Source organism: Adlercreutzia aquisgranensis (genome assembly GCF_943193145.1).
GTDB classification, from domain to species: domain Bacteria; phylum Actinomycetota; class Coriobacteriia; order Coriobacteriales; family Eggerthellaceae; genus Xiamenia; species Xiamenia aquisgranensis.
Map to the genome: position 1 here is coordinate 214,234 of NZ_CALPDA010000001.1, position 22,413 is coordinate 236,646.

The 22,413-nt window shown below is 64.7% G+C and carries 21 protein-coding genes; 8 read left to right on the forward strand and 13 right to left on the reverse strand.

All coding sequences use genetic code 11. From position 1 onward, the window contains the following. Positions 1-100 precede the first annotated feature (100 nt). The gene (locus tag NFR41_RS00795) at positions 101-370 is read left to right on the forward strand and encodes a hypothetical protein (RefSeq protein ID WP_251230299.1); all 270 of its coding nucleotides are present in this window, start codon (positions 101-103) and stop codon (positions 368-370) included. A 3-nt stretch (positions 371-373) separates the two neighbouring features. On the opposite strand, the gene dmsD is transcribed toward NFR41_RS00795, so the two are convergent. Continuing rightward, entirely contained in the window at positions 374-1,072 is a 699-nt protein-coding gene (gene dmsD / locus NFR41_RS00800) for a Tat proofreading chaperone DmsD (RefSeq protein ID WP_251230300.1), read from the reverse strand. Continuing rightward, complete coding sequence (locus tag NFR41_RS00805; protein WP_160213322.1) at positions 1,069-2,685, reverse strand: response regulator transcription factor; 1,617 nt, start codon at positions 2,683-2,685, stop codon at positions 1,069-1,071. The genes dmsD and NFR41_RS00805 overlap by 4 nt, the downstream gene beginning before the upstream one ends. 288 nt (positions 2,686-2,973) lie before the next feature. On the opposite strand from NFR41_RS00805, the gene NFR41_RS00810 reads away from it, so the two are divergent. The 4 genes from NFR41_RS00810 to NFR41_RS00825 all read left to right on the forward strand — a co-directional run bounded on the left by NFR41_RS00810 (position 2,974) and on the right by NFR41_RS00825 (position 7,793). Next, entirely contained in the window at positions 2,974-5,481 is a 2,508-nt protein-coding gene (locus NFR41_RS00810) for a DMSO/selenate family reductase complex A subunit (RefSeq protein WP_251230301.1), read from the forward strand. Positions 5,482-5,503: 22 nt separating this feature from the next. Continuing rightward, complete coding sequence (locus NFR41_RS00815; RefSeq protein WP_160213324.1) at positions 5,504-6,127, forward strand: 4Fe-4S dicluster domain-containing protein; 624 nt, start codon at positions 5,504-5,506, stop codon at positions 6,125-6,127. Between the two features lie 131 nt (positions 6,128-6,258). Beyond that, the gene (locus NFR41_RS00820) at positions 6,259-6,882 is read left to right on the forward strand and encodes a DMSO/selenate family reductase complex B subunit (protein ID WP_251230302.1); all 624 of its coding nucleotides are present in this window, start codon (positions 6,259-6,261) and stop codon (positions 6,880-6,882) included. After that, on the forward strand, positions 6,879-7,793 hold the full coding sequence (locus NFR41_RS00825; protein WP_251230303.1) for a dimethyl sulfoxide reductase anchor subunit family protein: 915 nt from the start codon (positions 6,879-6,881) through the stop codon (positions 7,791-7,793). Before NFR41_RS00820 ends, NFR41_RS00825 begins: the two co-directional genes overlap by 4 nt. 264 nt (positions 7,794-8,057) lie before the next feature. On the opposite strand, the gene NFR41_RS00830 is transcribed toward NFR41_RS00825, so the two are convergent. From NFR41_RS00830 to pdxS, 3 genes are all read right to left on the reverse strand, one after another. Beyond that, positions 8,058-8,663: a DUF4230 domain-containing protein gene (locus NFR41_RS00830; protein ID WP_349665461.1), complete on the reverse strand. Its 606-nt coding sequence runs from the start codon at positions 8,661-8,663 to the stop codon at positions 8,058-8,060. Positions 8,664-8,785: 122 nt separating this feature from the next. Then, positions 8,786-9,517, reverse strand: a complete 732-nt coding sequence (gene pdxT / locus NFR41_RS00835) for a pyridoxal 5'-phosphate synthase glutaminase subunit PdxT (RefSeq protein ID WP_251230304.1) — start codon at positions 9,515-9,517, stop codon at positions 8,786-8,788. Position 9,518: 1 nt separating this feature from the next. Continuing rightward, positions 9,519-10,427: a pyridoxal 5'-phosphate synthase lyase subunit PdxS gene (gene pdxS / locus NFR41_RS00840; RefSeq protein WP_251230305.1), complete on the reverse strand. Its 909-nt coding sequence runs from the start codon at positions 10,425-10,427 to the stop codon at positions 9,519-9,521. A gap of 283 nt (positions 10,428-10,710) precedes the next feature. On the opposite strand from pdxS, the gene NFR41_RS00845 reads away from it, so the two are divergent. Then, positions 10,711-12,450 carry an aminotransferase-like domain-containing protein gene (locus NFR41_RS00845; RefSeq protein WP_251230306.1) on the forward strand — a complete coding sequence of 580 codons (1,740 nt, stop codon included), beginning with the start codon at positions 10,711-10,713 and terminating at the stop codon, positions 12,448-12,450. Positions 12,451-12,507: 57 nt separating this feature from the next. On the opposite strand, the gene NFR41_RS00850 is transcribed toward NFR41_RS00845, so the two are convergent. From NFR41_RS00850 to NFR41_RS00865, 4 genes are all read right to left on the reverse strand, one after another. Beyond that, on the reverse strand, positions 12,508-13,191 hold the full coding sequence (locus NFR41_RS00850) for an ABC-2 transporter permease (RefSeq protein ID WP_251230383.1): 684 nt from the start codon (positions 13,189-13,191) through the stop codon (positions 12,508-12,510). Positions 13,192-13,196: 5 nt separating this feature from the next. Beyond that, complete coding sequence (locus NFR41_RS00855; RefSeq protein ID WP_251230307.1) at positions 13,197-14,084, reverse strand: ABC transporter ATP-binding protein; 888 nt, start codon at positions 14,082-14,084, stop codon at positions 13,197-13,199. A gap of 9 nt (positions 14,085-14,093) precedes the next feature. Continuing rightward, positions 14,094-14,468, reverse strand: a complete 375-nt coding sequence (locus NFR41_RS00860) for a GntR family transcriptional regulator (RefSeq protein WP_160213333.1) — start codon at positions 14,466-14,468, stop codon at positions 14,094-14,096. Positions 14,469-14,814: 346 nt separating this feature from the next. Then, entirely contained in the window at positions 14,815-16,203 is a 1,389-nt protein-coding gene (locus tag NFR41_RS00865; protein ID WP_251230308.1) for an FtsX-like permease family protein, read from the reverse strand. 273 nt (positions 16,204-16,476) lie between these two features. On the opposite strand from NFR41_RS00865, the gene NFR41_RS00870 reads away from it, so the two are divergent. Together NFR41_RS00870 and NFR41_RS00875 are read left to right on the forward strand one after the other, a co-directional pair. Then, positions 16,477-16,800, forward strand: a complete 324-nt coding sequence (locus tag NFR41_RS00870) for a hypothetical protein (RefSeq protein WP_251230309.1) — start codon at positions 16,477-16,479, stop codon at positions 16,798-16,800. A gap of 1 nt (position 16,801) precedes the next feature. After that, positions 16,802-17,311: a VanZ family protein gene (locus NFR41_RS00875; RefSeq protein WP_251230310.1), complete on the forward strand. Its 510-nt coding sequence runs from the start codon at positions 16,802-16,804 to the stop codon at positions 17,309-17,311. Between the two features lie 30 nt (positions 17,312-17,341). On the opposite strand, the gene NFR41_RS00880 is transcribed toward NFR41_RS00875, so the two are convergent. From NFR41_RS00880 to NFR41_RS00895, 4 genes are all read right to left on the reverse strand, one after another. Next, on the reverse strand, positions 17,342-18,286 hold the full coding sequence (locus tag NFR41_RS00880) for an NAD(P)-dependent oxidoreductase (RefSeq protein ID WP_251230311.1): 945 nt from the start codon (positions 18,284-18,286) through the stop codon (positions 17,342-17,344). A 234-nt stretch (positions 18,287-18,520) separates the two neighbouring features. Beyond that, complete coding sequence (locus NFR41_RS00885; RefSeq protein WP_251230312.1) at positions 18,521-19,180, reverse strand: DNA-3-methyladenine glycosylase family protein; 660 nt, start codon at positions 19,178-19,180, stop codon at positions 18,521-18,523. A gap of 73 nt (positions 19,181-19,253) precedes the next feature. Next, the gene (locus tag NFR41_RS00890) at positions 19,254-20,039 is read right to left on the reverse strand and encodes a GTP pyrophosphokinase (RefSeq protein WP_251230313.1); all 786 of its coding nucleotides are present in this window, start codon (positions 20,037-20,039) and stop codon (positions 19,254-19,256) included. Positions 20,040-20,961: 922 nt separating this feature from the next. Continuing rightward, a complete protein-coding gene (locus NFR41_RS00895; protein ID WP_251230314.1) occupies positions 20,962-22,128 on the reverse strand; it encodes a helix-turn-helix transcriptional regulator in 1,167 nt (388 codons plus the stop codon). Positions 22,129-22,413 lie beyond the last annotated feature (285 nt).

Below are 22,413 nucleotides of genomic sequence, written 5' to 3' on the forward strand. Positions count from 1 at the left end.
GCAGGTATATATGTATAATCGAACAATCTGCTCGACATTCTGCGTCTCTATACTCGAACCACGCACACAAGACGGGCGCGAAGCCGAGAAGGAGACCATTATGAGCATTCTGAACCAAAAGGCCCTGTCGAGCCTGGGCAATCTGGACGAAGCGGACAAGGCCTACTGTCTGAAGCTTTCGAAGCATCTGGAGAACATGGGCCTGTCCGCAGGCATGGTCTCCTCCGCCGTCTCGGCCCTGGCCGACGGCGACAACGTGCCCACGTTCATCCCCTGCGTGGCCACCCCCTCCCAGTTCGGCGCCGGGAAGGCCGACGCACCGGCAGCGCAGAAAGCCGCCGGCTTCGAGGAAGCGGCGGCAGTGGCCTAAGCCCTACCGGAAGAACTCCGGCTGCTGCACCTCAAGGCCCCGCCAGCCGCCCATGGCTTCTAGCGTGAGCCGCGCAAGGTCGGCCAAGCCCTGGTAGAAGGGATGCTCGGCGGCGGCGCGCAGCTGTTCCAAGTAGTGGGACGACCAGGGCAGCAGGTGCAGCGCCAAGAGCTCGTCCAGGGCGCCAGGCTGCTGGGCGGCTACGGTCGCCGTCAGGGCCAGCAAGTTGCCCATGTGGTCGTCGGGGGCGTTCTGGGCGGTGGAGCGCTCGATGCCATGGGCGCGCAGCCAAGCCCGCAGCTGCAGGTTCCCTTCGCCGAAGATGACGCCTTCCTTGTCGGTGTAGACCGACCCCCAGGGCGGCGCCGGCAGCTTTCCCGGCCCTACGAACAGGCGCCGGTACTCGCGGGCAAGCTGCTCCATGGAAGCGGCGTCGTCCGGGTCGAAGCTTCCCGCCATGGCTGCAAGTGCGTCGGCGGCTGCGGCGGTATCGTCGACGAAGGGCCAGTTGGCAGCAGCCTCTGGCACGTCGAGGGCGTGCAGCGCTGCGAGCACGGGGCCGGCATTGCCCCGCAGCGGGTCCTCCAGGAACAACGGCGAGAGCGTGTTACCCACGAAGGCGATGCTTTCGCAGGCGGCCTTTCCCCATGGTTGGGAGGTGACCGCCTTCGCTGCGTTTTCGGAATCGGCCATGTTTGTCATAGGGGCTTCCTTCCTGCCGGGCTGGCCGGTCTTGGGTCTTCGCGCTGCTCGAGCTCTTCGAACAGCTGCAGAAGCTCGCGCCGCTTGTGGACGTCGAGCTTCGTATACAGGCGCTTGACATGGGTTTTCGCCGTGTTCTCCGAAATGGTGAGCTTGCTTGCGATGTCGGCGGCGGTGTTGCCCCGCACCAGCAGCTCCATCACCTCGGCCTCGCGGGTGGTCAGCAGATAGCGCTTGGTCAGCACGCGGCACTGCTTCGACACGCGGTCGCGGATTCCCCCCTGTGCATCGTCGGAATCGCCCTCGGCCTTGGCGGCTCCCAGCGCCTGCAGCGCGGCGGCCCGCTTCGATGCGGCGGCTTCCATGCGCTTGGCGGCCGGCTTGGTTGCAGCTGCTTCGCCGGGTGCGTCGAGGACGGGAGCGGGTGTGGCCAGGGCTAGAAACTCGATGTCGGGCACCGAGCGGCTGCCGTCCAGCCGCCGTGTGGCCACGTGGGCGGTCATCAGGAACAGCCACGTGGAGATGAGCGCGAAGGTGGCCAGCTGGGGCGATGCGTGCAGCACCAGAGCCTCGGTGGAGTAGCCGAACAGAAAGCCGCAGGCTTGCAGCGCGTAGACGATGCCGCCGAAGAACCCGTAGACGAAGGTGGGGCTGATGCCGTCGTTGCGGGAGGTCTGCATGCACTGCACCATCATTACCATGATGGCGAAGCTGAAGATCAGGTACATGATGCCCGAGAACGCGTAGAGGTAGGCTTGGTTCAGGTAGGGCATGAGCAGAAACGCCGTGGCCACCACCGGAGCCACGATGCGGAACAGCCGCCGTGTGTCGAAGGAGAACGAATGGCGCTGCCACAGCCACAGCAGCAGCACAGCGGCTAGCAGCAGCCCCGCCATAGCGAAGGCGTTCACCACCGATCCCATGGCCGGATCCTCCAAGGCGATGGCCCGGGTGATGCCGCTGGCGAAGCCGAACGCTCCCACGCACAGGGCGCTCTTCGCGCTGTGGGCGATTACGTTGCGGTAGACGGGGCGGTGCTGCCGCGGTTCGTCGGAGAACATGGGCTGGTCGAAGTCCATGGTGCGCGACGATTCGATCAGGCACACCTCGGACAGCGGTACGAACACAAGGGGTATGGAAAAGGCCGCCACCGCGCTGGGGATCAGGTGCATGAGCGCATAGATGGGCGCCGAAAGTCCCATGCCCACCACCAAGTCGATGGTGCCCTGGTGGTTGCTGCGCGAGGCGAACAGCCGCTGCCATGACAGGAAGAACAGTGCCGCCCCCAGCCCGAACAGCGCCCCGCCCACCACGACGAAGGCCATGGTGGCGGCTGCGAAGTACAGCGGGGCAATCAGGCACAGCGACCCGGCGACCATAAACGGGCTGCCCAGCACCGACGAGCTGTGCCGCAGCAGCAGCGGATTGGTGAACGACAGCAGCATCCCCAGGAAGAACATGCTGCAGAAGGCCACGGACTCCATGAGGAAGTAGGCCGTCAGTACGTCGTAGGTTTGGAAGTCGGTGGGAAGCATGGGGAAGGCGCCGCCCCAGGCCGACGTGGCGTAAGTGGCGAAGAACAGCCCGAAGCCCAAGGATGCGACGCTTGGCATGAACGCCTTCCGGCCCAAGCTCTTCCCTCCTCGGTCCTCGTCGGCCGCACGGCGACCGATGCTGGCGGCAAGCAGTGCCGCCAGCGATGTTATTCGCCGACGAGTATAGCAAAGCCCCTGTGCGCCCGTTCACCCGATTAGCGTGAATTGAGGGGGTGCCGTTCGTGCGGCCGTGGGCTTCGTGCTCGCTTTTCGCCATAATTCACCCGTTTCGCGGTAAGGGGGCAACCGCTTCGCGTGCCATAGTGGGGCCATCGGTTTTCCGGATTCCAGAAGAAGGGGGAAGCTATGACCGACGAGAAGAGGGGATTCACCCGGCGTGCGTTCGTGAAGGGGTCGTCGCTGGCGGCGCTTGCCGCGGCGGCGGGGACGAGCGCCCTGTACGGTTGCTCCAAGCAGGACGCGCCCACGCCCGAGGCTCCCGAGCCGGTAGAGGCCCAGGCTGATCCGGCGGACGGGGCGCTTGAGCTGGGGGATTCCTATGCCATCTCGCATTCGGCCGATCAGGACGAGTGGCATTGGGGAACCTGCAAGTCCGACGGCTGCGGCCAGACCATCTGCCCGCTGCGCTACCACGTGAAGGACGGCGCCATCACGCTGGTGGAGCCGGACAACACCGGCGACGACAGCTTCGAGGGCTATCAGGCCCGCGGCTGTTTGCGCGGGCGCTCCATGCGCCAGTGGCACAACCACCCCGACCGCCTGAAGTACCCCATGAAGCGCGTGGGGCCGCGCGGTTCGGGCCAGTTCGAGCAGATCAGCTGGGAAGAGGCGGTGCAGACCATCGCCGAGAAGCTGAAGTACACCATCGACACCTACGGCAACGCCGCCATCCATTCCGGCGTCACCGCCATCCGCAACGACCAGGCCGTCGAGCGACTGCTGAACTGCCTGGGCGGCTTCACCTACGGCTACGGCGACGACTCCCACGGCCAGATGGCCCGGGTCATGCCCTACATGTACGGCAGCAACCCCGGCCCGAACGGATCGTCGTTCACCAACACCTGGAAGGGCACCGACTGCGACCTGGTGATGATGTTCGGCAACAACCCGCAGACCACCCGCATGGGCGGCGCGTCGGCCAACCACGACTTGGCGCTGGCCCGCGAGCACGGTGCCGAGGTCGTTATCGTGGACTACTGGATGAACGACTCCTGCGTGGGCCATCCCGAGCAGTGGCAGCCCATCCGCTCCGGCACCGACGCCGCCCTGGCCTCCGCCATGGCCTACGTGCTGATCACCGAGGGCTTCGTCGACGAGGAGTGGGTGAACACCTACGTGGTGGGCTACGACGAGTCCACCATGCCCGAATCGGCCCAAGGCCAGAACAAGTCCTACAAGGACTACATCCTGGGCACCGGCTACGACATGGTGCCGAAGACCCCCGAATGGGCCGCGCCGATCACGCTCATCCCGGCCGAGCGCATCGTTGAGCTGGCCCATAAGCTGGGCAACGCCAAGTGCGCCTTCGTGAGCCAGGGTTGGGGCCCGCAGCGCCACACCAACGGCGAGTCCACCTGCCGCGCCATCGCCATGCTGCCGCTGATCACCGGCAACATCGGTCGTTTGGGCACCAACACCGGCATGCGCGACGGCGTGACCGTGGGCATGGCCAACCCCTTCACCACCATCCCCGGCGGCGTGAACAACGTCGGCATAGGCATCTCCTGCATCAGCCTCATGGACGCCATCGACCACGGCCGCGACTTCACCGCCACCCACGATGGCGTGGAGGGCGCCGACGCGCTGGGCACCGACATCAAGTTCCTGTTCCTGGACGGCACGAACCTGGCCAACCAGCGCGGTGATTTGCGCCGGACCCACGAGATTCTGAAGGACGAGTCGAAGTGCGAGTTCATCGTGGCCCAGGACATGTTCATGACCTTCACCACCAACTACGCCGACATCCTGCTGCCGGGCATCACCCGCAACGAATGCGATTCGGTCATCGCCCTTGCCACGTCCGGCGAGTCCATCGGCCAGCTCTACATCGACGGCTTCCTGAAGCCGCCCTTCGAGGCCCGCAACAACTACGATTGGTGCACCGAGATTGCCGACATCCTGGGCGTGAAGGAGGCCTACACCGAAGGCCGTACCTGGAAGGAATGGCAGCAGTTCCAGTGGGAGTCCATCCTGCCCTACAAGGACTTCCTGCCCGACATCAAGGACATGCCCACTTGGGAGCAGATCGAGAAGGATCACCTGTGGAAGGCCGAGGTGCCGCTGGTGGCCAAGATGACCGACTACTTCGCCGACCCGGAGGCCGCGCCGCTCGATACGCCGTCGGGCAAGATCGAGGTGTACAGCGAGCGCTTGGCCGAGCTCAACGACACCTGGGAGTTCGACAACGAAGCCGACTTCATCAGCCCCATCCCCGTGTACACCCCGGGCGTGGAGAGCTACGAGGAGCTGACCGACGAGTACCCGCTGTACCTGTCCGGCTGGCATCCGCGCGGGCGCTTCCACTCCACCTTCGACAACCTGGAGAATCTGCGCCAGGCCACGCGCCAGCAGCTGTTCATCAACCCCGTGGATGCCGATTCGCGCGGCATCAAGAACGGCGACATGGTGTCGGTGAAGAACTCCCGCGGCGAAGTGCATGTGGAAGCTCGCGTGACGCCACGTATCATCCCTGGTCAGGTTGGTATGCCCGAGGGTGCTTGGGCGCAGATCGACTTCGACGGCGACGGCATCGACCGCGGCGGCAACATCAATGTGCTGTGCAACAGCCATCCGTCGCCTTTGGCCAAGCACAACGGCAACAACTCCTGCATCTGCCAGGTAACGAAGCTCTAGAGCGCGGGAAGGAGAGACGATCATGACCCAGTACGGATTCTATTTCGACAGCTCGCGCTGCACCGGATGCAAGACCTGCGAGCTGGCCTGCAAGGACTACAACGACCTTGGCGCCGATATCCTGATGCGCAAGATCATCGACTTCGAAGGCGGCGCGTGGAACAAGGGCGCCGACGGCACCTGGACCACCGAGGCCTTCGGCTACTCCGTGTCCGCCGGATGCAATCACTGCGACAACCCGGCTTGCGCGATGAACTGCCCCACGGGCGCCATGGTGAAGGACGCCGACACCGGGCTGGTGTCCAGCAACCCCGAGGTGTGCATCGGCTGCGGTACCTGCGTGCAGTCGTGCCCCTACGAGGTGCCGAAGCTGGACACGGCGAAGTCGCAGTGCGTGAAGTGCGACGGCTGCAAGGACCGCGTGCTGGCCGGCGGCAAGCCCATGTGCGTGGACGCCTGCCCGCTGCATGCGCTTGATTTCGGCAAGATCGAGGATTTGCGCAGCCGCTACGGTTCCGTCTCCGACATCGATCCGCTGCCCGATTCGTCGCTGACCGGGCCGAACCTGGTGGTGAAGCTGACGAAGGCAGCCGAGGGTGCCGGATCGAAGGGCGGGTTTGTCGCCAACCCGCTGGAGATCGCGTAAGGCTTTGGCGTGATTCGGCGCTTGGCGGACGCTAGGCGCAAAGGAGGGTGCCGGCTGCTTTCGGGCGGCCGGCACTGCCCGTTTTCGGCGCGAGGCGCTATCATGGCCTGATCGCAGCAAGAGGGGGTGCCATGGCTTCGACATACGGCTTTCTGGTTGACGCGTCCCGGTGCACCGGGTGCAAGACCTGCGTTATGGCCTGCAAGGATTACAACGACCTGGACGCGAGCTGCGCCTATCGCCGCGTTTGGGACTACGAAGGGGGTACCTGGGAGCGGGACGAAGCCGGGGCGTGGACCCAGCACGTGTTCTGCTACAGCCTGTCTCTGGCCTGCAACCACTGCGAAGAACCGGTGTGCGTGCAGGTGTGTCCCACCGGCGCCATGCACAAGGAGGCCAACGGGCTTGTGCGCGTAGACCGCCATGTGTGCGTGGGCTGCGGCTACTGCGAGCTGGCCTGCCCCTATCGGGCGCCTCATGTGGGAGCCGACACGCTGCAGAGCCAGAAGTGCGACGGCTGCTTCGACCGGGTAGGCCGCGGTGAAAAGCCCCTGTGCGTGGAGGCTTGCCCGCTGCATGCGCTGGATTTCGGGCCCATGGACGAGCTTCGGGCCCGCGACGGCGCAGTGGACGCCATAGCCCCGCTTCCCGAACCTGATTACACGCACCCGTGCCTGGTGGTGCGCCCTCCGCTGTGCGCGCGGCCCGTGGACGATCGGGAGGGGTTCGTGGCCAATCCCAAGGAGGTGCAATGACCTCCGCCTTCCATCTGCAGTTGCTGCTGTTCACGGTGCTGGGGCCGGGCGGTGCGCTGGGGTTCGTCGCGGCATCGGCGTTCGTGGTGACCGCTCCGAAGGATGCGCCGTGGCTGTTCCGCCTGCAGCGATGCCTGCTGCTGCCCATCGCGCTGTGCATGCTGGGGCTGGTGATCGCCGCCACGCACTTGGGCACGCCGCGCAACGCCTTGTACGTGCTGCTGGGCACGGGTCGCTCGCCGCTTTCCAACGAGATGGTGGCCACCATCTCGTTTCTGGCCCTGTCGTGGCTGTTCTGGCTGATGCTGGCAACGCGGCGTCTGCCGGTGCCGGTGACGAAGGCGTGGGTGGCGGCGGCTAGCGTGGCGGCTCTGGCCATGGTATGCGAGACGGCGTTGGCTTACTCCATCGAGACCATTCCCGCATGGAGCTTGCCGGTGGCGCCGTGGATGTTCTGGATGGGCGCGCTGGTGCTGGGGTGCGCCGTGGCGTTCTGTACCCTGCGCATTGCGCGGGTCGAGGTGCCCGCATGGAGTCGCCGGGTGCTTTTGGGCGTTCAGGCGGCGGCGCTCGTGGGCGGCGTTGCGTCCATGGCTCTGTTTCGCGGCGGACTCGAAGGGGTTTCGAGCGCGTTGGGCGACGCGATGACGCTGGTGCCGGGCTACGGGCTGTATGTGGCGGCGTTCTTGCTGATGGGGGCGGTGTCTGTTGCTTGCGAAGCACGCGGGCTGTTCCGCGTGGGCGATAAGGGACCCGATGGCTGTCGAGAGACTGGCAACGATTGCACGCCGCCGCAGGTCGCGGATTGCCCGTCGGTGCCCCGCGCAGCGCTTTCGGTCCTGCTGGCCGCAGGAGCCGTAGTGGCCATGCGCGTGCCCTTCTACCTAACCTACATGACCGTAGGCCTGTAGCCGCGCCTACCTGTCGTGGCCGCCAGCTCGCTGCGCCTTTCGGCGCCCATCGCCGCCTCGCTAGTGCGCCCCGCTAGGCCGCCCTGTCGTCAGCCCGTTGCGCCCGCCAGGCTGCCGGTCCGCCGGTCCGCCGCGATTCTGCATCCCCTCATCGCACTGCCTCTTGCAAAACGCAATCCCGCACAATCGTTACCTTTACTCATTTTTTTGCAGCAAAGTATCGATTGTGCGGGATTTTGTCGCTGCGGACGGCGCCTCGCAGTTTTATCGCCAGGAGAAATTGACGGTGTATCCGTCACCTAGGGCACAACGGAACATGCCTTCGAGATTCGTTTCGGCATTGCTCCGGGCCGTTTCCAGAAGGTCGTCGTTGAAGGCCGCTTGTTCGCTTGCTTCGATGCACTGGCGCTGGAACTGGTCAACGTCGCTCACGTCTATGGCGTTGAACAGGTTGTTGTTCTCCTCAAGGACACCGGAGGCTTCCATGTTGGGGGTGTTGGAGATGATGTAGGGCTGATCGAGCGTAACGGTGATGACCTCGTTGCTTTCGGAGAAATCGGCCGTCGCCAGATTGACCCCCACCTTGATGGTCCCCTCGTAGCGGTACCAGAAACTGTTCTCGGTCCAAGGGAGGTCGAACAAGTCGAAGAGACGGGCCGTATCGGTGGCCTTGTCGACGATACAGTAGTCTTGGGAGGCGGCGACGAGCTCGTTTTGGGATTGAATGCGGCTGAAGACGATGCTCGGACCGGGGGAGTCGTTGGCGTCTTTGGGGTTGTAGGTCTGCAGGAAGAGGGTTGCGCAGCACCCGAGAATTATGCCTGCAAGCAGGCTGATGATAATTGCGAATAGTTTGGGCTTAACGTCTATGCGGGGGGGGTATTATTGACATGCTTCTCCTTCTCGAGATGAGGCCCGCATCCTGCACAAAGAAAAGATGCGAGCCTACTATAGCGCGAGGGGTTAAGATGGCGCAAGTTTTTCGTCCTGCGCTACAGCAACGACAGAAACTCCTGGTAGACGGTGTCGTCTTGCGTCAGCTCGGGATGGAAGGCGCAGGCTAGCTGGTTTTTGTAGCGAACGGCCACTATGCGGCCGTCGACACGGGCGAGTACTCGGCAGCCCTCTCCTGTTTGGGAGATGTAGGGCGCGCGGATGAACACTAGAGGTATGGCAGGACGGGTGCTAGGCGTCGCTTCGGGGCCGGAAGCCACCGCGGCTGGCTCTTCGGCGCCGAAGGGGGCGCGGGCGACAAAGCTGCCCAGTTGGCGGCCGTAGCCGTTGCGCACTACGGTGCAGGGAAGCGTTGCGAGCCGCTGCACCGTAGTGCGCCCGGCCACAAGCGACGGGTCCAGGCCCTCGGCATCTCCGGCGCCTTCCGCGGCCTGGGCCAGCAGCACCATGCCGGCGCAGGTGCCGAGCACGGGCAGTCCGTCCAAGATTCGCTGCCGCAGCGGTTCGAGCATCCCCAGGTCGGTAAGCAGCTTTCCCTGGGCCGTGCTCTCGCCGCCAGGCAGCACCAGGCCGTCGAAGGGCTGGTCCAGGTCGCGGAGCTGGCGCAGTTCCACCACGTCGCAGCCGAGTTCGCGCAGACGCCTCTCGTGCTCGATGAATGCCCCTTGCACCGCCAACACGGCGATGACGGGGCGCCGGCCTGAACCAGCGGTCGACGGGACGGTTTCTGCCGTGATTGCAGTTGCGGCTTTGGTCACGGTGGAGACCATGCTAGATTCCGCGTTCTTCCATGATGACGGCAATTTCGGAGGGGTTGATGCCTACCATGGCCTCGCCCAGGTTTTCAGAAAGGCTGGCCAGCAGTTCGGCGTCCTGGTAGTTGGCCACGGCCTTCACGATAGCCGCAGCTCGCTTGGCCGGGTCGCCCGACTTGAAGATGCCGCTGCCCACGAACACGCCCTCGGCACCTAGCTGCATCATGAGCGCCGCATCGGCCGGTGTGGCGATGCCGCCGGCGGCGAAGTTCACCACGGGAAGCTTGCCGGTTTCGTGCACCTGGCGCAGCAGCTCGTAGGGCACCTGCAGCTCTTTCGCCACCTCGAACAGCTCGTCGTCGCGCAGGCCGCGCACACGGGCGATCTGGGAGTTCATCTGGCGCATATGCCGCACGGCCTGCACCACGTCGCCGGTGCCCGGTTCGCCCTTGGTGCGGATCATGGTGGCGCCTTCGGCAACGCGGCGCAGCGCCTCGCCCAGGTTGCGCGCCCCGCAGACGAAGGGGACTGCGAAGCGGGTCTTGTCGATGTGGTACACGTCGTCAGCGGGGCTGAGCACCTCGGACTCGTCGATGTAGTCGATTTCGATGGCCTGCAGGATCTGTGCCTCGGCGAAGTGCCCGATGCGGCATTTGGCCATGACCGGGATGGACACCGCCGCCTGGATGCCGCGGATCATGGCCGGGTCGCTCATGCGGGACACGCCGCCGGCCGCGCGGATGTCGGCGGGGATGCGCTCTAGGGCCATGACGGCGCAGGCTCCCGCTTCCTCGGCGATGTGGGCCTGCTCGGGCGTAGTGACGTCCATGATGACGCCGCCCTTGAGCATCTGGGCCAGCTGCCGGTTCAGGGATATACGCTGATCAGGCGTACTTTCTTCGTTCGAGCTGCGTACAGCGCTCATGGCGGAGCTCCTTTCGAGGGGCGCTTGAGGTCGTCGCGAGGTGGGCTTCGGGCGCTTCCCAAGCGAGTGCATCTGTTTCAAGGCGATGAGTTTAGGTTAGATTTGAATATAAACAATATTCAGAATATGATAAATTGATATGACCAGATACGTAACGCGCCTCGTTTTGGACGGGGGCAAGAAGCGAGGGGCGCGAAGGGATCGGTGGCGATGCGGTACGCGGCGGTATGCTGTCGCGCGCCGATGTTTACGAAGGAATTCGGGAAAGCTCAAAGGGGAACCGGTGCTCACCTACCCGCTTGACCGCCGTTGCGTGCGCGGCCTTTACGACCAGTTGTATGGTTTTTTGAGAGACGACATAGAGCGCGGGGCCATTGCGCCTGGCCAGAAACTGCCGAGCAAGCGGACGTTCGCGCAGCATCTGGCCGTGAGTGTCATCACCGTGGAAGCGGCTTACAAGCAGCTAGCGGCCGAGGGCTATGTGAGCGCGCGGGAGCGCAGCGGCGTGTTCGTCAACGACATGGGGCCGGCGTTGCGTCTCGGGTCCGCGCTGGGCGGCGAGGAGCGGTACCGCGTGCGTAGCGGGGAGGAGGGTGCCGCGGTCGAAGTGGATGCTGCTGGAAAACCGTGTTCGACCTGGGTGGCTCCTGCGGGGGATGTGCGGTACCGTGGCGGCGTGGACAACCCGGCAGGGGCGCAGCCCTTCGGGGGCGCGTCCTTCGCGGGTAGGCTGCAGCATTGCGAAGGGGAAGGTGCCGAGGACCGTTGGACGCAGCTGGCCTGCGGGCACGGGGACTCGGCCCTTACCGTTTCCGGGGACGTTGTCGATTTGACGGGCCGACAGGGAGGGGCGCGCGTGTTTCCCTACGAGGCGTGGGCGCGCACCCAGCGCAAGGTGCTCTCCGAATGCGACGAGCCGACGCTGCTTCGGGCCGGGCAGGCTCAAGGCTCGCTGGAGCTGAGGCAGGCGATCGCGGGCCATCTTCGAGGGTTCCGGGGCATGGAGGTGTCTGCCGACCAGGTGGTGGTGGGAGCCGGCGCGCAGGTGCTGTATCCCTTTATCGTGCAGCTGCTGGGGCGTGACCGCGTGTTCGCCCTGGAGACGCCAGGTTACCGAAGGCTGGCTCAGGTGTATGCGAGCAACGACGTGGCCTTGGCCGCCGTGCCGCTAGACGCCGACGGCATTTCGGTGGAGGCGCTGGCGAAGACCCGGGCCAGCGTGGTGCACTGCATGCCCTCCCATCAGCTGCCGGGCGGCATGGTGCTGCCGATCGCCCGCCGCCGCGAGCTGCTGCAATGGGCGCAGGGCGCGGAAGAGGGCGCCGCCGCAACGGCGGGGGCCGCCGGACTGCCGTCGGCGGCCTTCAGGCGCTACATCGTGGAGGACGACTACGACTGCGAGTTCCGCATGGCAGGGCGACCCATTCCACCGCTTCAAGCCATTGACCAGGCGGAATGCGTCATCTACGCGAACACGTTCACGAAGACCCTCGGCCCGGCGCTGCGCATGGCCTACCTGGTGCTGCCGCCCCATCTGGCCGACGAGTTCCGCGAGCGCATGGGGTTCTACTCGTGCACGGCCAGCGCCACCGATCAGCTGACCTTGGCGCGCTTCATCGCGTCGGGTGACTTCGAGCGCCATGTGAACCGTCTGCGCACCCGCTACCGCAAGGTTCTCTCCGCGCTGGTGGAGGCGCTTGAGGGCAGCGCCGTGGCCGATCGTCTGCGGCTTCACCACGTGGGGTCGGGCCTGCATTTCCTGTTGGAGGTGGAAGGTGCGAGCGCGCTGCAAGCCGCTTGTGCCCTGGGCGAGCATGGCGTGGCGGTGGAGCCGCTGGAGGCGTTTTGCCTGGATGCGCTTTGTCGCGCGTACGACGGCTCGTTTGACGGTTCGGCGGGCGGCTTCGGCAAAGCGAGCGTCCCGGCCGATTCGACAGCCGGGACGCTGGTGATAAACTTCTCGGACTTGGCGGCGGAGCAGGTGCCGGTCGTGGCGCGCGCTTTCGAGCAGGCGTTCGGCTGAGGGTTGCGGCGCGGCGGAGTTGCGACGGGGCGCAGGGTGGCCGCCGCTGCCGTTCGGCTAGAACTCGCGCTTGAGGTACAGCTTGCCGGCCAGCAGGCACGACCCGCCGTAGACGACTACGGTCAGCGCCACCATCGCCGCCAACCCTACCGGCGTGAGCAGCGCGTCGAAGGCGTCCACGATCCACGCCACGGAGGTCACGTCCCCTCCGACGCCGGCGAAGAAGAGCACGAACGCGAGCACCGCCACCAGGGGAACCCAGCGTATGGCCTTGGTCATGCCGAAGCAGAAGCACAGGGGCAGCATGATGGCCAGAAGCGTGCTGCACAGAAACACCGAGAGCACGGCGACGAACGCCATGGCGAACCCGTCGAAGCCGGCGCTGGCCAGTTCGGCAAGCTGCGCAACGCCGGGGAAGAGCAGGGCAAGCCCGTAGGCGATCAGGGCGGCGAGAACGCCCAGCAGCGTGCTGTAGCAGATGAGCGCTAGCAGGCTGGCGTAGCGGCCCCGCACCACGTCGGCGCGGGAAAGCGGCAGCGCCAGACGGAATCCCTGCCAGTTGGAGGCCTCGTCCAGGGCCACCACGGTAAAGGCAATGGAGAAGGAAATCATGAAACCGATGAACGCCGGGATAGCGTAGAGGCTGCCGGACATCGTAGCGACGAAGATGCCCACGACGATGGCGATGAGAGTCTGCTGCTTCAGGTACTTGCGCACGGCGATTACATCGGACAGGAACATGGCTTTCACAGCAGTTCTCCCTTCAGGGTCAGGTTCATGAAGCTGTCAATATCGGCGTGCTCCACGGGAATGTTGGGGAAGGCCTGGGCGAATGCGAAGCGGTCGGGTACCAGCACCAGCGTGCTCAGCGGCTGCTTCAGGGTGCGCAGGGTGCCCGGTGCGTACAAGCCGCTCTCGGCGACGGCCAAAAGATCGGCCTGGCGGCATTGGGCTACGCCGGCAAGGCCGGTGATGGAGTCGGTTTCCACGGAGAACACCATGCGGCCTCCGTCGATGCACAGGATGTAGTCGGCCAGCTTGTCCAGGTCGCTGGTGATATGGCTGGACATAAGGATGGCGTGGCTCTCGTCGGCGACGAACTCCCGCAGGATATTCAGCGCCTCGTCGCGGGCAATGGGGTCGAGTCCGGCGGTGGCTTCGTCCAGGATGAGCAGGTCGGGTTGGGCGGCCAGGGCGCAGGCCAGGGACAGCTTCATGCCCATGCCGCGGGAAAGCTCTCGCACGCACTTGCGCCGGGGCAGCGCGGACCGCTCGACAAGCTGGTTGAACTTCGCAGTGCTCCAGTTACGGTAGCACGCGGCCATGAAGCGGCCCACTTCGTCGACGGTGCTTTCGGCGGGGAAGGCGCAGGTGTCGAAGACCACGCCCACGCGTTGGCGCAGCTGGGCGAAGCGGCCGTCGGGCATGCCCACGGTCTCTTCGCCGAACAGCTGGATGCTGCCGCCGCTGGGCCGCACGAGCCCCAGGATTGACTTGATGGTGGTGGACTTGCCGGCGCCGTTGCTTCCCACCAGGCCAACCACGTTGCCAGCGGGCACGGCGAAGCTTATGTCTTGCAGATCGAAGCCCTCGTAGTGCTTCGACAGGTTCTCAACGTTTAGCAGGTTGCTCATGGCTGTTCCTTATTGCTCCTCGGTCAACAGGTCGATCATGGCGTGCAGGTCCTGGGCGGTAAGCCCGGCCTCCCGCGCTTGGTCAACGGCCTTGCTCAGCAGCTCCTCGACGGATCGAAGGTGCTCCTCGCGCAGCAGTTCGGCGTTGCCGCCGGCGACGAAGCTGCCCTTGCCCTGCACCGTTTCGATGAAGCCCTGGGCTTCAAGGTCGGCGTAGGCGCGCTTGGTGGTGATCACGCTGATGCGCAGGTCGTTTGCCAAGGCGCGGATGGAGGGAAGCTGCTGGCCCTCGGCGAGCTCGCCGGTCATGATGAGGCTTTTCATCTGGCTGGCGATCTGCTCGTAGATGGGCTTGTCGCTGGCGTTCGATACGATGATGTCCAACAGCGCTCCATTCTGGTTGTCGCGCCGGCTCGGTCGGGATTCGGACTGCCGTCGGTCGGGTCGGATGCGGACATCCTTGCGACGGCGGTTCGGTCCCGGCGGGCCGATGCGGCCTTGCTGACGGGCGGCTGCGTTGGCGTCCCTTCGCAGCCAGCATGCAAACTGTACAGTGTGTATATACCCGATATGCACACTATAAACAGTAGCCCAAAGGCTGTCAACAGTTTTTTTCGGAGCTGCAGAGAAATGGGGCAGGCTGGCGGGCCAGGGCGGTAGTGCGACAGGGGCCCCAGGGGCGGCAGCGGGGCCCAGGGCGGTGGTGCGGCAGAGGGCCAGGGTGACAGCCCTATGAGGTTGCGGCGCCTTCGCCTTCCGCAAGCGGGCGAAGCAGCATGCGCTTGCTGACGGCATAGGTGAGCAGGAAGTATACGCCGAACAGCGCGAGCGCGAACCCGATGCAGCCGGCGCACACCAGTCCGTAGGACTGCGAGCCAATCACCAGGGCCAGAAACCCAATGAGCAAAAGACCGAATACGCAGTGGACCAGCGCAAACGCTGTGGGCGTGACGAAGCAGTAGCCCACGAAGCTGCGCAGCGACCGCTCCATGAGCCGGCGTTCGCACCCGAGCTGCTCAAGCAGGCGGAACCGCTGCTGACTGTCCGAGGCGGCCGTCATCAGCTGCAAGGCGAGTACCGCCATGGCCGACACCAGAAACGTTGCTCCGTAGAAGATGCCGATGAAGCCGACGGGCGCCATGGTGTCGGCCAGGCCCGCGCTGCTGCCCGGCCCGCGCATGCCCACGCTGAAGGCGAATCCCGCCACCATCATGCAAATGCCCACGGCCGAAAGTACGCAGGTGCATGCCAGAGCGTTCGATCCAGAGGACACGCGTTCCTCGATCTGGCGCAGGGTGAAGCAGCGAAGCCCCTGCCAGTAGCGGTCGGGATGCTTGCGCGCGCGACGCGGCCGACGCTGCGCCTGCAGGCGAAAGACGATGCCCGTGGCGAACACAGCGGCGAATCCCAGCGGAATCATGAGCATGATGAACTGTACCGGTTGCAGGATGCACATGCCCCACACCATCGCCAGCAGCGCCGCGGCCACGATGCCTTGCACCACGGGCGGGAACAGCCGGATACGCCGAACCTTCTCGGGGGCGCTGGCGGCGTCCATCAGCGAGATGAGCGTGCGCTTTCCCAGTTCGCGTATGGAAAGCAGCGTTGCGGCAGCCATGATGGCCGCGAAGCACTCGGCGGTCCACAGGGCGGCGTTCTGGGAAAGGGCGATGCGGAAGGCCCAGGGTGCGTTGAACACGAAGGCCGTCACGGACCCCATGAGGGGCGACAGCAGCACGCCCGCTCCGATGCCGGCAGCCAGCGACAGGAGCCCCACCAGCACGTTCTCGTAGCAGAGGATGCGTGCGACCAGCCCCGGCTCCATGCCCAGCAGCTGGTAGAGCCCGAATTCGCGGGAGCGGCGGCGCAGGATGAACCGGTTGGCGTACACGATGAGGAAAGCGAACACCACTACGGAGAACACCGAGAACGCCTGGGTGATCGACGAGCAGGTTTCGTAGAACCCGCGCTGGTCGTCGGTAAGGTCCAGGGAGAGCAGGTAGTCGCCCGAGCCGGTGAAGCTGTACAGCAGACATGCGGCAAGGGCCAACGCGAAGAAGTAGACGGAGTAGTCCGAAAGCGAGCGTCTGATGTTGCCGAATGCGATTTTTACGAACATAGTGCCTCCCTGGGTTTTGCGGATGCTTCGCACTGTACGGCGCTCGGGCGGAGCGTGCCATCGATTGCGCTTACCGGCTGCGAACGTTTTCGTAAGGTTGCGGTGGTGGTGGCGGGCGAATCGGCTGGCACACTGGTCGCACATGCGCTAGCACCAGTTTCGGGGGAGAGTGAGGGAGGCCGGGCTGCGTATAAGGCGCCAGCTCTTGCAGCCGTGCGGTGTGGGCTTTGCGGGACCGGCCGGCGATAGGGCGAGCTGGGATATAATCGGCCCATGGATGATTTCGAGAAAAGATGGGCGCGGTTGCGCGACCAGCTGGGAGCCGAGGCCCGGGGCGAAGCGCAGCCGCGACTGTGTTCCCAGCGAACGCTCTTCGGCATCAAGAGTAGCGTGGAGGCTGCGATCGACCAGGTGACCGCCGAGCAGGAGGAACGAGCGCAGCGCAAGCTTGAGGCCGAACGTCAGCGTCGGCGGGAGGCGGCGGGCGCGAGGGGAGCCGAGGCCCGGGGCGGCGCGGATGGGCTGGCCGGCACTGCGAATGCAGCCGACGGCACGGTCGATGCGAGCGCCGACGCGGCCGACGGGGAGGATCTGTAGCATGGCGCTTTCTCGACGGCGGGCGCTGCGTTGGGTTACCGGCGCAGCCGCAATCGCGTGGATGATGGTGATCTTCTCCGCTTCGGCCCAGACCGGCTCCGACTCCGGTGGCATGAGCCGCACCGTGGCCGACGGACTGCTGTCGCTGTGGAGCGCCCTGACCGGCGCGTCCTTCGAGGGCGCTGCCCGGGACGCGGCCATAGAGGCGCTGCAGCTGCCCATTCGCAAGGGCGCCCATATGGCCGAGTACGCGCTGCTGGCCGTGCTGGCCTTCGCGCATCTGCTTACCTATCGGCCATGGGCGCGGATGGAAGTTGCCGCGCTTGGTAAACCTGCAGCTCTGGCCTGGGCTTTCGCTACCCTGTACGCGGCCACTGACGAGTTCCACCAGCTGTTCGTCCCCGCCCGTGCCGGCATGGTTACCGACGTGCTGGTGGATTCCGCGGGTGCCCTGGTCGGCGTGCTTCTGGCGTGGCTCGTTCTGCGCGTCCTTCGCCGTCGCCCTCGCTAACCGCCTGCAGCCTGCGCGATGCTGCAGACGTTAGAGAACCGCATTCTGCTGGTGGCCGCCCAGCCACGCATAGAGGTTGTCGAAGACTATTTCGGTGCGCTCTTCCATGGATTCGGCGGTGTAGAAACCGATATGCGGCGTGACCAGGATGTTCGGGCAGTGCAGCAGCGGGCAGTCGGCGGGTAGCGGCGGCTCTTGGTCGAACACGTCGCAGGCAGCGCCGGCGATGCGTCCTTCGCGCAGGGCCTCGGCCAGGGCATCGGCGTCCACCACGGGGCCTCGTGCGGTGTTGATCAGCAGCGTCGTCGGCTTCATGAGCGCCAGCTGCTCGGCTCCTATAAGCCCCTTCGTGTCGGCGGTAAGCGGGCAGTGCAGCGTGACGATGTCCGAACGCCGCAGCAGCTCGTCTAGCGACACGGACTCGTCGATAGCCGGGTCGCTTACGGGGCGGCGGTTGTGGGCTAGGGTGCGGCAGCCGAAGGCCTTGGCAAGCTGCGCCACGCGCTTGCCGATGACGCCGGCGCCAACGATGCCCACGGTCTTTCCCGCCAGCAGGTTCGCAGGCAGCCCCGCCTTCGTGGCGCCCTCGCGGCAGCGCACCTGGGCGGCGTCCACGCTGCGCAGCAGGTCGATCATGAAGCCGATGGTCAGCTCGGCCACGGCCTGGGTGGCGTAGCCCGACGCGTTGCTGACGGCGATGGACCGCTCGCGGCAGACGTCAAGCGGGATGTGGTCGACGCCGGTGAACGCCACGTCGATGAAGCGCAGGTTGGGCGCGGCGGCAACCGCTTCGGCAGCCAGGGGCATGTTCGCCAGGATGACGGCTTCGGCGCTACCGATCTGCCGGGCTTGGACGGTGGGGTCGGCGCTGCGCTCGCAAACGGCCAGGCTGTGGCCCATCGCGGCCAGCTTCTGCGCATGGCCTTCGATCACGGCGTCAGAAACGCCCAGGCTCTCCAGCAAAACGATGTCCATACGCCCATCTTCCTCTCGTTGTCGTACCAGTGCGTTAGTTCGCCTATTGTTCCACAACAGATGCGGCAAGCGATAAAGGGTGACAAAGGGTCACACCAAATGCCATAGTTTTTTGCCACGTGGTGTGACCCTTTGGCATCGGACGGCGGTGCCGACGCTTCACCCGTGTTCGCCCCGCTAGCGCGTATCCTCGTTACCCGTGTTCTCCCTGTTAGCGCGCCGCTTCGTCACTCTCTAGGGGCGACGTTTCTTCGGCGCCGGGTCGGTGAGGCCCTGGACGGCGCCGTGGGAGACCTCCCAGAAAAACAGCGAGGCGGTGGAGCCGTAGGGGCGCAGGCGTCGGCGGTACTTCGCGAAGAGCTGCGGCGTGATGGCGCGGTGGCGGTAGACCATGCGCATGCCCCGTTGGATGGCCAGATCGCCGAAGCTCAGGATGTCCGGCCGCCCCAGGCAGAACAGCAGAATCATCTCCGCCGTCCAGCGGCCGATGCCCTTGATGGAGCAGAGCGCGTTGATAGCCGCCTCGTCGTCCATGGCGGCCACCTCGTCCAGGTCGAAGCACCCGTCGCGCACAGAGGCGGCGAAGTCCTTGATGTAGAACGTCTTGCGGAAGGTAAGGCCGCAGCCCTGGACGTCTTCCTCGCTTGCAGCACAGAGGGTTTCGGGCGTGACAGCGCCGAACCGCTCCACCATGCGCCGCCAAACAGTCTCTTGAGCTGCGGTGGAGATCTGCTGCCCCACGATGGAGCGCACGACGGACTGGAACAGGTCCTCGTCCATGGCGCGGCAGATGTGCCCGCGCGCTTCGATGGCGTCGACAGCCGCCGCCAGCTTCGGGTCGGCCGCCCGCAGATGGGCCAGCTCGACTTCGCCGTATTCGAAGTACCGCGTCATAATCGCCCCCTTGTTGCGGTCATCATAGCAGGTTGCAGGAGCCGCCGGTCGAACGCGCGATCGCGCAGCGCGGCTACTCGTCGGTCTCCTTGGCGTTGTCCAGGAAGGTCCGCAGGGCTTGCATGCGCGCGTCCAGGTTCGCGGCGGTTTCCGCCAGGTCGGCCAGCTCGTCGGCGACGGCTTGGGCCTCGGCTTCGGGAAGATTCTTCTTGTAGCGCAGCTGGTGTTCCAGCGACGCCCAGAAGTTCATGGAGATGGTACGTAGCTGTACCTCCACCTTCACCAGGCGTTTCTCGCGCTCTAGGAAGATGGGAATCTCTACGATTAGATGCAGGCTGCGGTACCCGGTGGGCTTGGGGTTGCTCACGTAGTCGCGCCGCTCCACCAGTCGCACGTCGTCTTGGGCCAGCAGCGCGTCGGCCAGCGTGAAGATGTCTTCGGGGAAGGTGCAGACCACGCGCACGCCGGCCACGTCGAAGATGTTGCGCTCGACGGACTCCACAGACAGGGGGAATCCCTTGCGCGAGAGTTTCTTCGCCAGGCTGTCGGTGCTCTTCAGGCGTGTTTTGATGGACTCGATGGGGTTGCGGTCGTGCTGCAGGCCGAATTCCGCATCCAGCACACGGAACTTTGTTTCCGCCTCCATCATGGCGCACTCGTAGTAAGTCATGAGCCGGCGGTAGGGGGCGACATTACGCTGGATTGCGGCAGTGAGTTCGTCGCTGGCAGCCAGGCGCGTCACCACCTGGGTGGCCACATCCTCGCGACGGCGCTGCAGCTCGTTCAGTATGGTGACTCCGTTGTTGGAGGCAACGCGGTCAGGCATGTCATCGAAGAGGGGGCGGGCGAAGGGGTTCATGGCGGCTCCTCAAGCTCTTGGTTTGCCCTCATTGTGCCAAAGGTTCGAAGGAAGGTGGCAGTTGGCGACACGGTTTCGTACGAACAGCAAACTAGAGCCAGTGCACCCCGTGGCTTCCACCCTTTCGCAACGCCGCGCCGCCCAGTGCCCCTTCCGCCCCTCGCCTTCTTGCCCCTCTCGTCACTATCCGGCGCTCTTCGGCGTCGAAATGCCCATATCCGTTCACTTTGTTCAGCAATTATCGAGCTTCTGACCTGCAGTAACTTAGAAATCCCCAGTTCAGAGCGTTGAAATCTGCTGGACAAGATGAACGGATATGGGTAGTTTTTCGGGGGGGGGGTCGCGCATTGGCGAGCGTGCGTTGGCGCGACCCCTTGTCGCCCTCTGCCATCCACCCCCCGGTGCCCCTTGCCTCGCCGTATTGGGAGCCTCGATTTTTGGCTGGTTTCTCCGCTTTTGCATCAGCGATGGCTGAAAACTCCGGTTTTGCATGGCCGATTGGCTGATATCTTCGCTTTTGCATAGGAAAGGGCCGCCCCTCTCATGCAAAACCGGAGATATCAGCCAAAAAGTCGCCGATAGGACTCTCCGCCCTCATAGAAAGACTCGCCTCTTTGCGAAAAAACGAATAGAAGTCGACAAGAGGGATGGCGAGCGGCAGGGAAGAGGCGGTAGGGGAGCCATCCGGCGGCTACGCGTGGCTGGCGTCGATGGCGTAGCCGGTGAAGAGGCGGTAGGGGAGCCATCCGGTGGCTACGCGTGGCTGGCGTCGATGGCGTAGCCGGTGAAGAGGAGGTAGGGGAGCCATCCGGTGGCTATGCATGGCTTGCGTCGATGACGTAGCCGGCGAAAGGGGGGCGGGTTGAAGGGGGGCGGGAGGCAGCAATTCGACGCCGCTCACGGCTGATGAGCGTGCCGGATGCTAGCAATAACGATTCATCAGATTCGAAAATTCCTGGCGGCTGTGAACGCCTGCTTTCTTGTACATGTTTCGCAGGTGCGTGTAGAGCGTTGCCTTGGAAATGAAAAGCTCTTGGGATATGGCGGCATTGTCTTTCCCTTGGAGCACGCGAATTGCGATCTCCTTTTCGCGCTCGGTCAGCTTGATCTCGGCGGCCATTCGCTCCACGCACAGGCGGCATGCGCTCTCGTCGGCTCTATCGAGTAGGGTCCTCTGATCTTGAACCACCTCGCGAACCTTCTGCTCGTTCAGCAGGAACAGAGACGTGAGGATGGAAACAATGCAGATGGAGGCAATGATGAAGAGGCTGTCGACGCTGAAAAGTGCGGCAAGGGCTCTCAGCCCCTCCGCAGCAAGCGTGCACAAGGAAAGGATGGCCGACCCTAGAGAGAACGCGGCCAGCGGGGGAACGGTCGTTTTCGCGGCGGCGATGCACCATATTTCCCAGGCGAAAATGATGAAGAAGGTCCACCCGAATCCAATCGCCACCACCTCGTAGGGTTGCTGATCGGCCTCGATGGCGAACACGAGAAACGTACATATCACGATGATGGGAAGCATAAGCCTGAAGACGAAGGTGAGGTCCACGTTGCGCGGCAGGAACGCCGCAATGCCGGCGATGCACAGCGAGACCGCTAGACCCACATAAAGCGTGAGGAACTCGTCGGGTGCTCCGGTTTTGCCTTCGGACAGGCCGTTGGTCAGAAGCAAAGCTGCGCCGAATATTCCTACGCCCAGAAACACTCTGTAGGGAACGGTGCGGCTGCGTCCTCGCAGTGGCCCATCAGCCGTGCTTTCGTCGCAAGCGCCTGCGCGCTTCACCACGGCAAACCAGACGCCTGCCGACAAGGCCGGAAGCAGCAGTTGCGCGGCTTCGACCACGAAAGGCGGCGTGGCGACGAAGATCAGCGTCCCGATGTAGGAGAGCGCATACGATCCGGCGATGACCAGCAGAGAGGCGCGAATGCCTACCGAACATAGCTGCTCTCCCCAAAGCACGGCGATGCACGCGGCGCTGGCGAACATAACGCGGCCGGCTATCGAGAGAGGAAACGCCTGCGCCCCGAGTAGCGGGGCGAGCAGAAACAGCCCAACGCCGAGGCAGAGAATTGCGGTTGAGGCAACCATGAGCGCTTTTCGGTTGATGCGGTTCGTTCTCAACACAACGATGCTGAGGACGATGAGCACTGCGGCATAGACGACGTCTTCCCCAAACGCTGCGGACCGCTCCGCTGCCAGCAGCATGCTTTGGGCAGGTATGAACAGTGTGGGCGAGCCGCCTATCAAGCTCCATGTTCGCAGTAGTCCGAACCCCAGAATAACGAGAGCGGCAAGAGGGGCATCTGCAGGCGAGAGCACGGCGGGTCTTGCCCACGGCTCCCTCCCCCTGCGAGCTGAGCTCTTGAGAGACAT

Excerpts from the sequence above, each read along its gene's own strand:
- pdxT (WP_251230304.1), bottom strand. The coding sequence starts at position 9,517 with ATGGTCTCCACCGTGACCAAAGCCGCAACTGCAATCACGGCAGAAACC.
- NFR41_RS00885 (WP_251230312.1), bottom strand. The coding sequence starts at position 19,180 with ATGACGCGGTACTTCGAATACGGCGAAGTCGAGCTGGCCCATCTGCGG.
- NFR41_RS00890 (WP_251230313.1), bottom strand. The coding sequence starts at position 20,039 with ATGAACCCCTTCGCCCGCCCCCTCTTCGATGACATGCCTGACCGCGTT.
- NFR41_RS00875 (WP_251230310.1), top strand. The coding sequence starts at position 16,802 with ATGGCGCTTTCTCGACGGCGGGCGCTGCGTTGGGTTACCGGCGCAGCC.
- NFR41_RS00810 (WP_251230301.1), top strand. The coding sequence starts at position 2,974 with ATGACCGACGAGAAGAGGGGATTCACCCGGCGTGCGTTCGTGAAGGGG.
- NFR41_RS00795 (WP_251230299.1), top strand. The coding sequence starts at position 101 with ATGAGCATTCTGAACCAAAAGGCCCTGTCGAGCCTGGGCAATCTGGAC.
- NFR41_RS00895 (WP_251230314.1), bottom strand. The coding sequence starts at position 22,128 with ATGGTTGCCTCAACCGCAATTCTCTGCCTCGGCGTTGGGCTGTTTCTG.
- pdxS (WP_251230305.1), bottom strand. The coding sequence starts at position 10,427 with ATGAGCGCTGTACGCAGCTCGAACGAAGAAAGTACGCCTGATCAGCGT.
- NFR41_RS00865 (WP_251230308.1), bottom strand. The coding sequence starts at position 16,203 with ATGTTCGTAAAAATCGCATTCGGCAACATCAGACGCTCGCTTTCGGAC.
- NFR41_RS00880 (WP_251230311.1), bottom strand. The coding sequence starts at position 18,286 with ATGGACATCGTTTTGCTGGAGAGCCTGGGCGTTTCTGACGCCGTGATC.
- dmsD (WP_251230300.1), bottom strand. The coding sequence starts at position 1,072 with ATGACAAACATGGCCGATTCCGAAAACGCAGCGAAGGCGGTCACCTCC.
- NFR41_RS00850 (WP_251230383.1), bottom strand. The coding sequence starts at position 13,191 with ATGTTCCTGTCCGATGTAATCGCCGTGCGCAAGTACCTGAAGCAGCAG.
- NFR41_RS00820 (WP_251230302.1), top strand. The coding sequence starts at position 6,259 with ATGGCTTCGACATACGGCTTTCTGGTTGACGCGTCCCGGTGCACCGGG.
- NFR41_RS00855 (WP_251230307.1), bottom strand. The coding sequence starts at position 14,084 with ATGAGCAACCTGCTAAACGTTGAGAACCTGTCGAAGCACTACGAGGGC.
- NFR41_RS00825 (WP_251230303.1), top strand. The coding sequence starts at position 6,879 with ATGACCTCCGCCTTCCATCTGCAGTTGCTGCTGTTCACGGTGCTGGGG.
- NFR41_RS00870 (WP_251230309.1), top strand. The coding sequence starts at position 16,477 with ATGGATGATTTCGAGAAAAGATGGGCGCGGTTGCGCGACCAGCTGGGA.
- NFR41_RS00805 (WP_160213322.1), bottom strand. The coding sequence starts at position 2,685 with ATGCCAAGCGTCGCATCCTTGGGCTTCGGGCTGTTCTTCGCCACTTAC.
- NFR41_RS00815 (WP_160213324.1), top strand. The coding sequence starts at position 5,504 with ATGACCCAGTACGGATTCTATTTCGACAGCTCGCGCTGCACCGGATGC.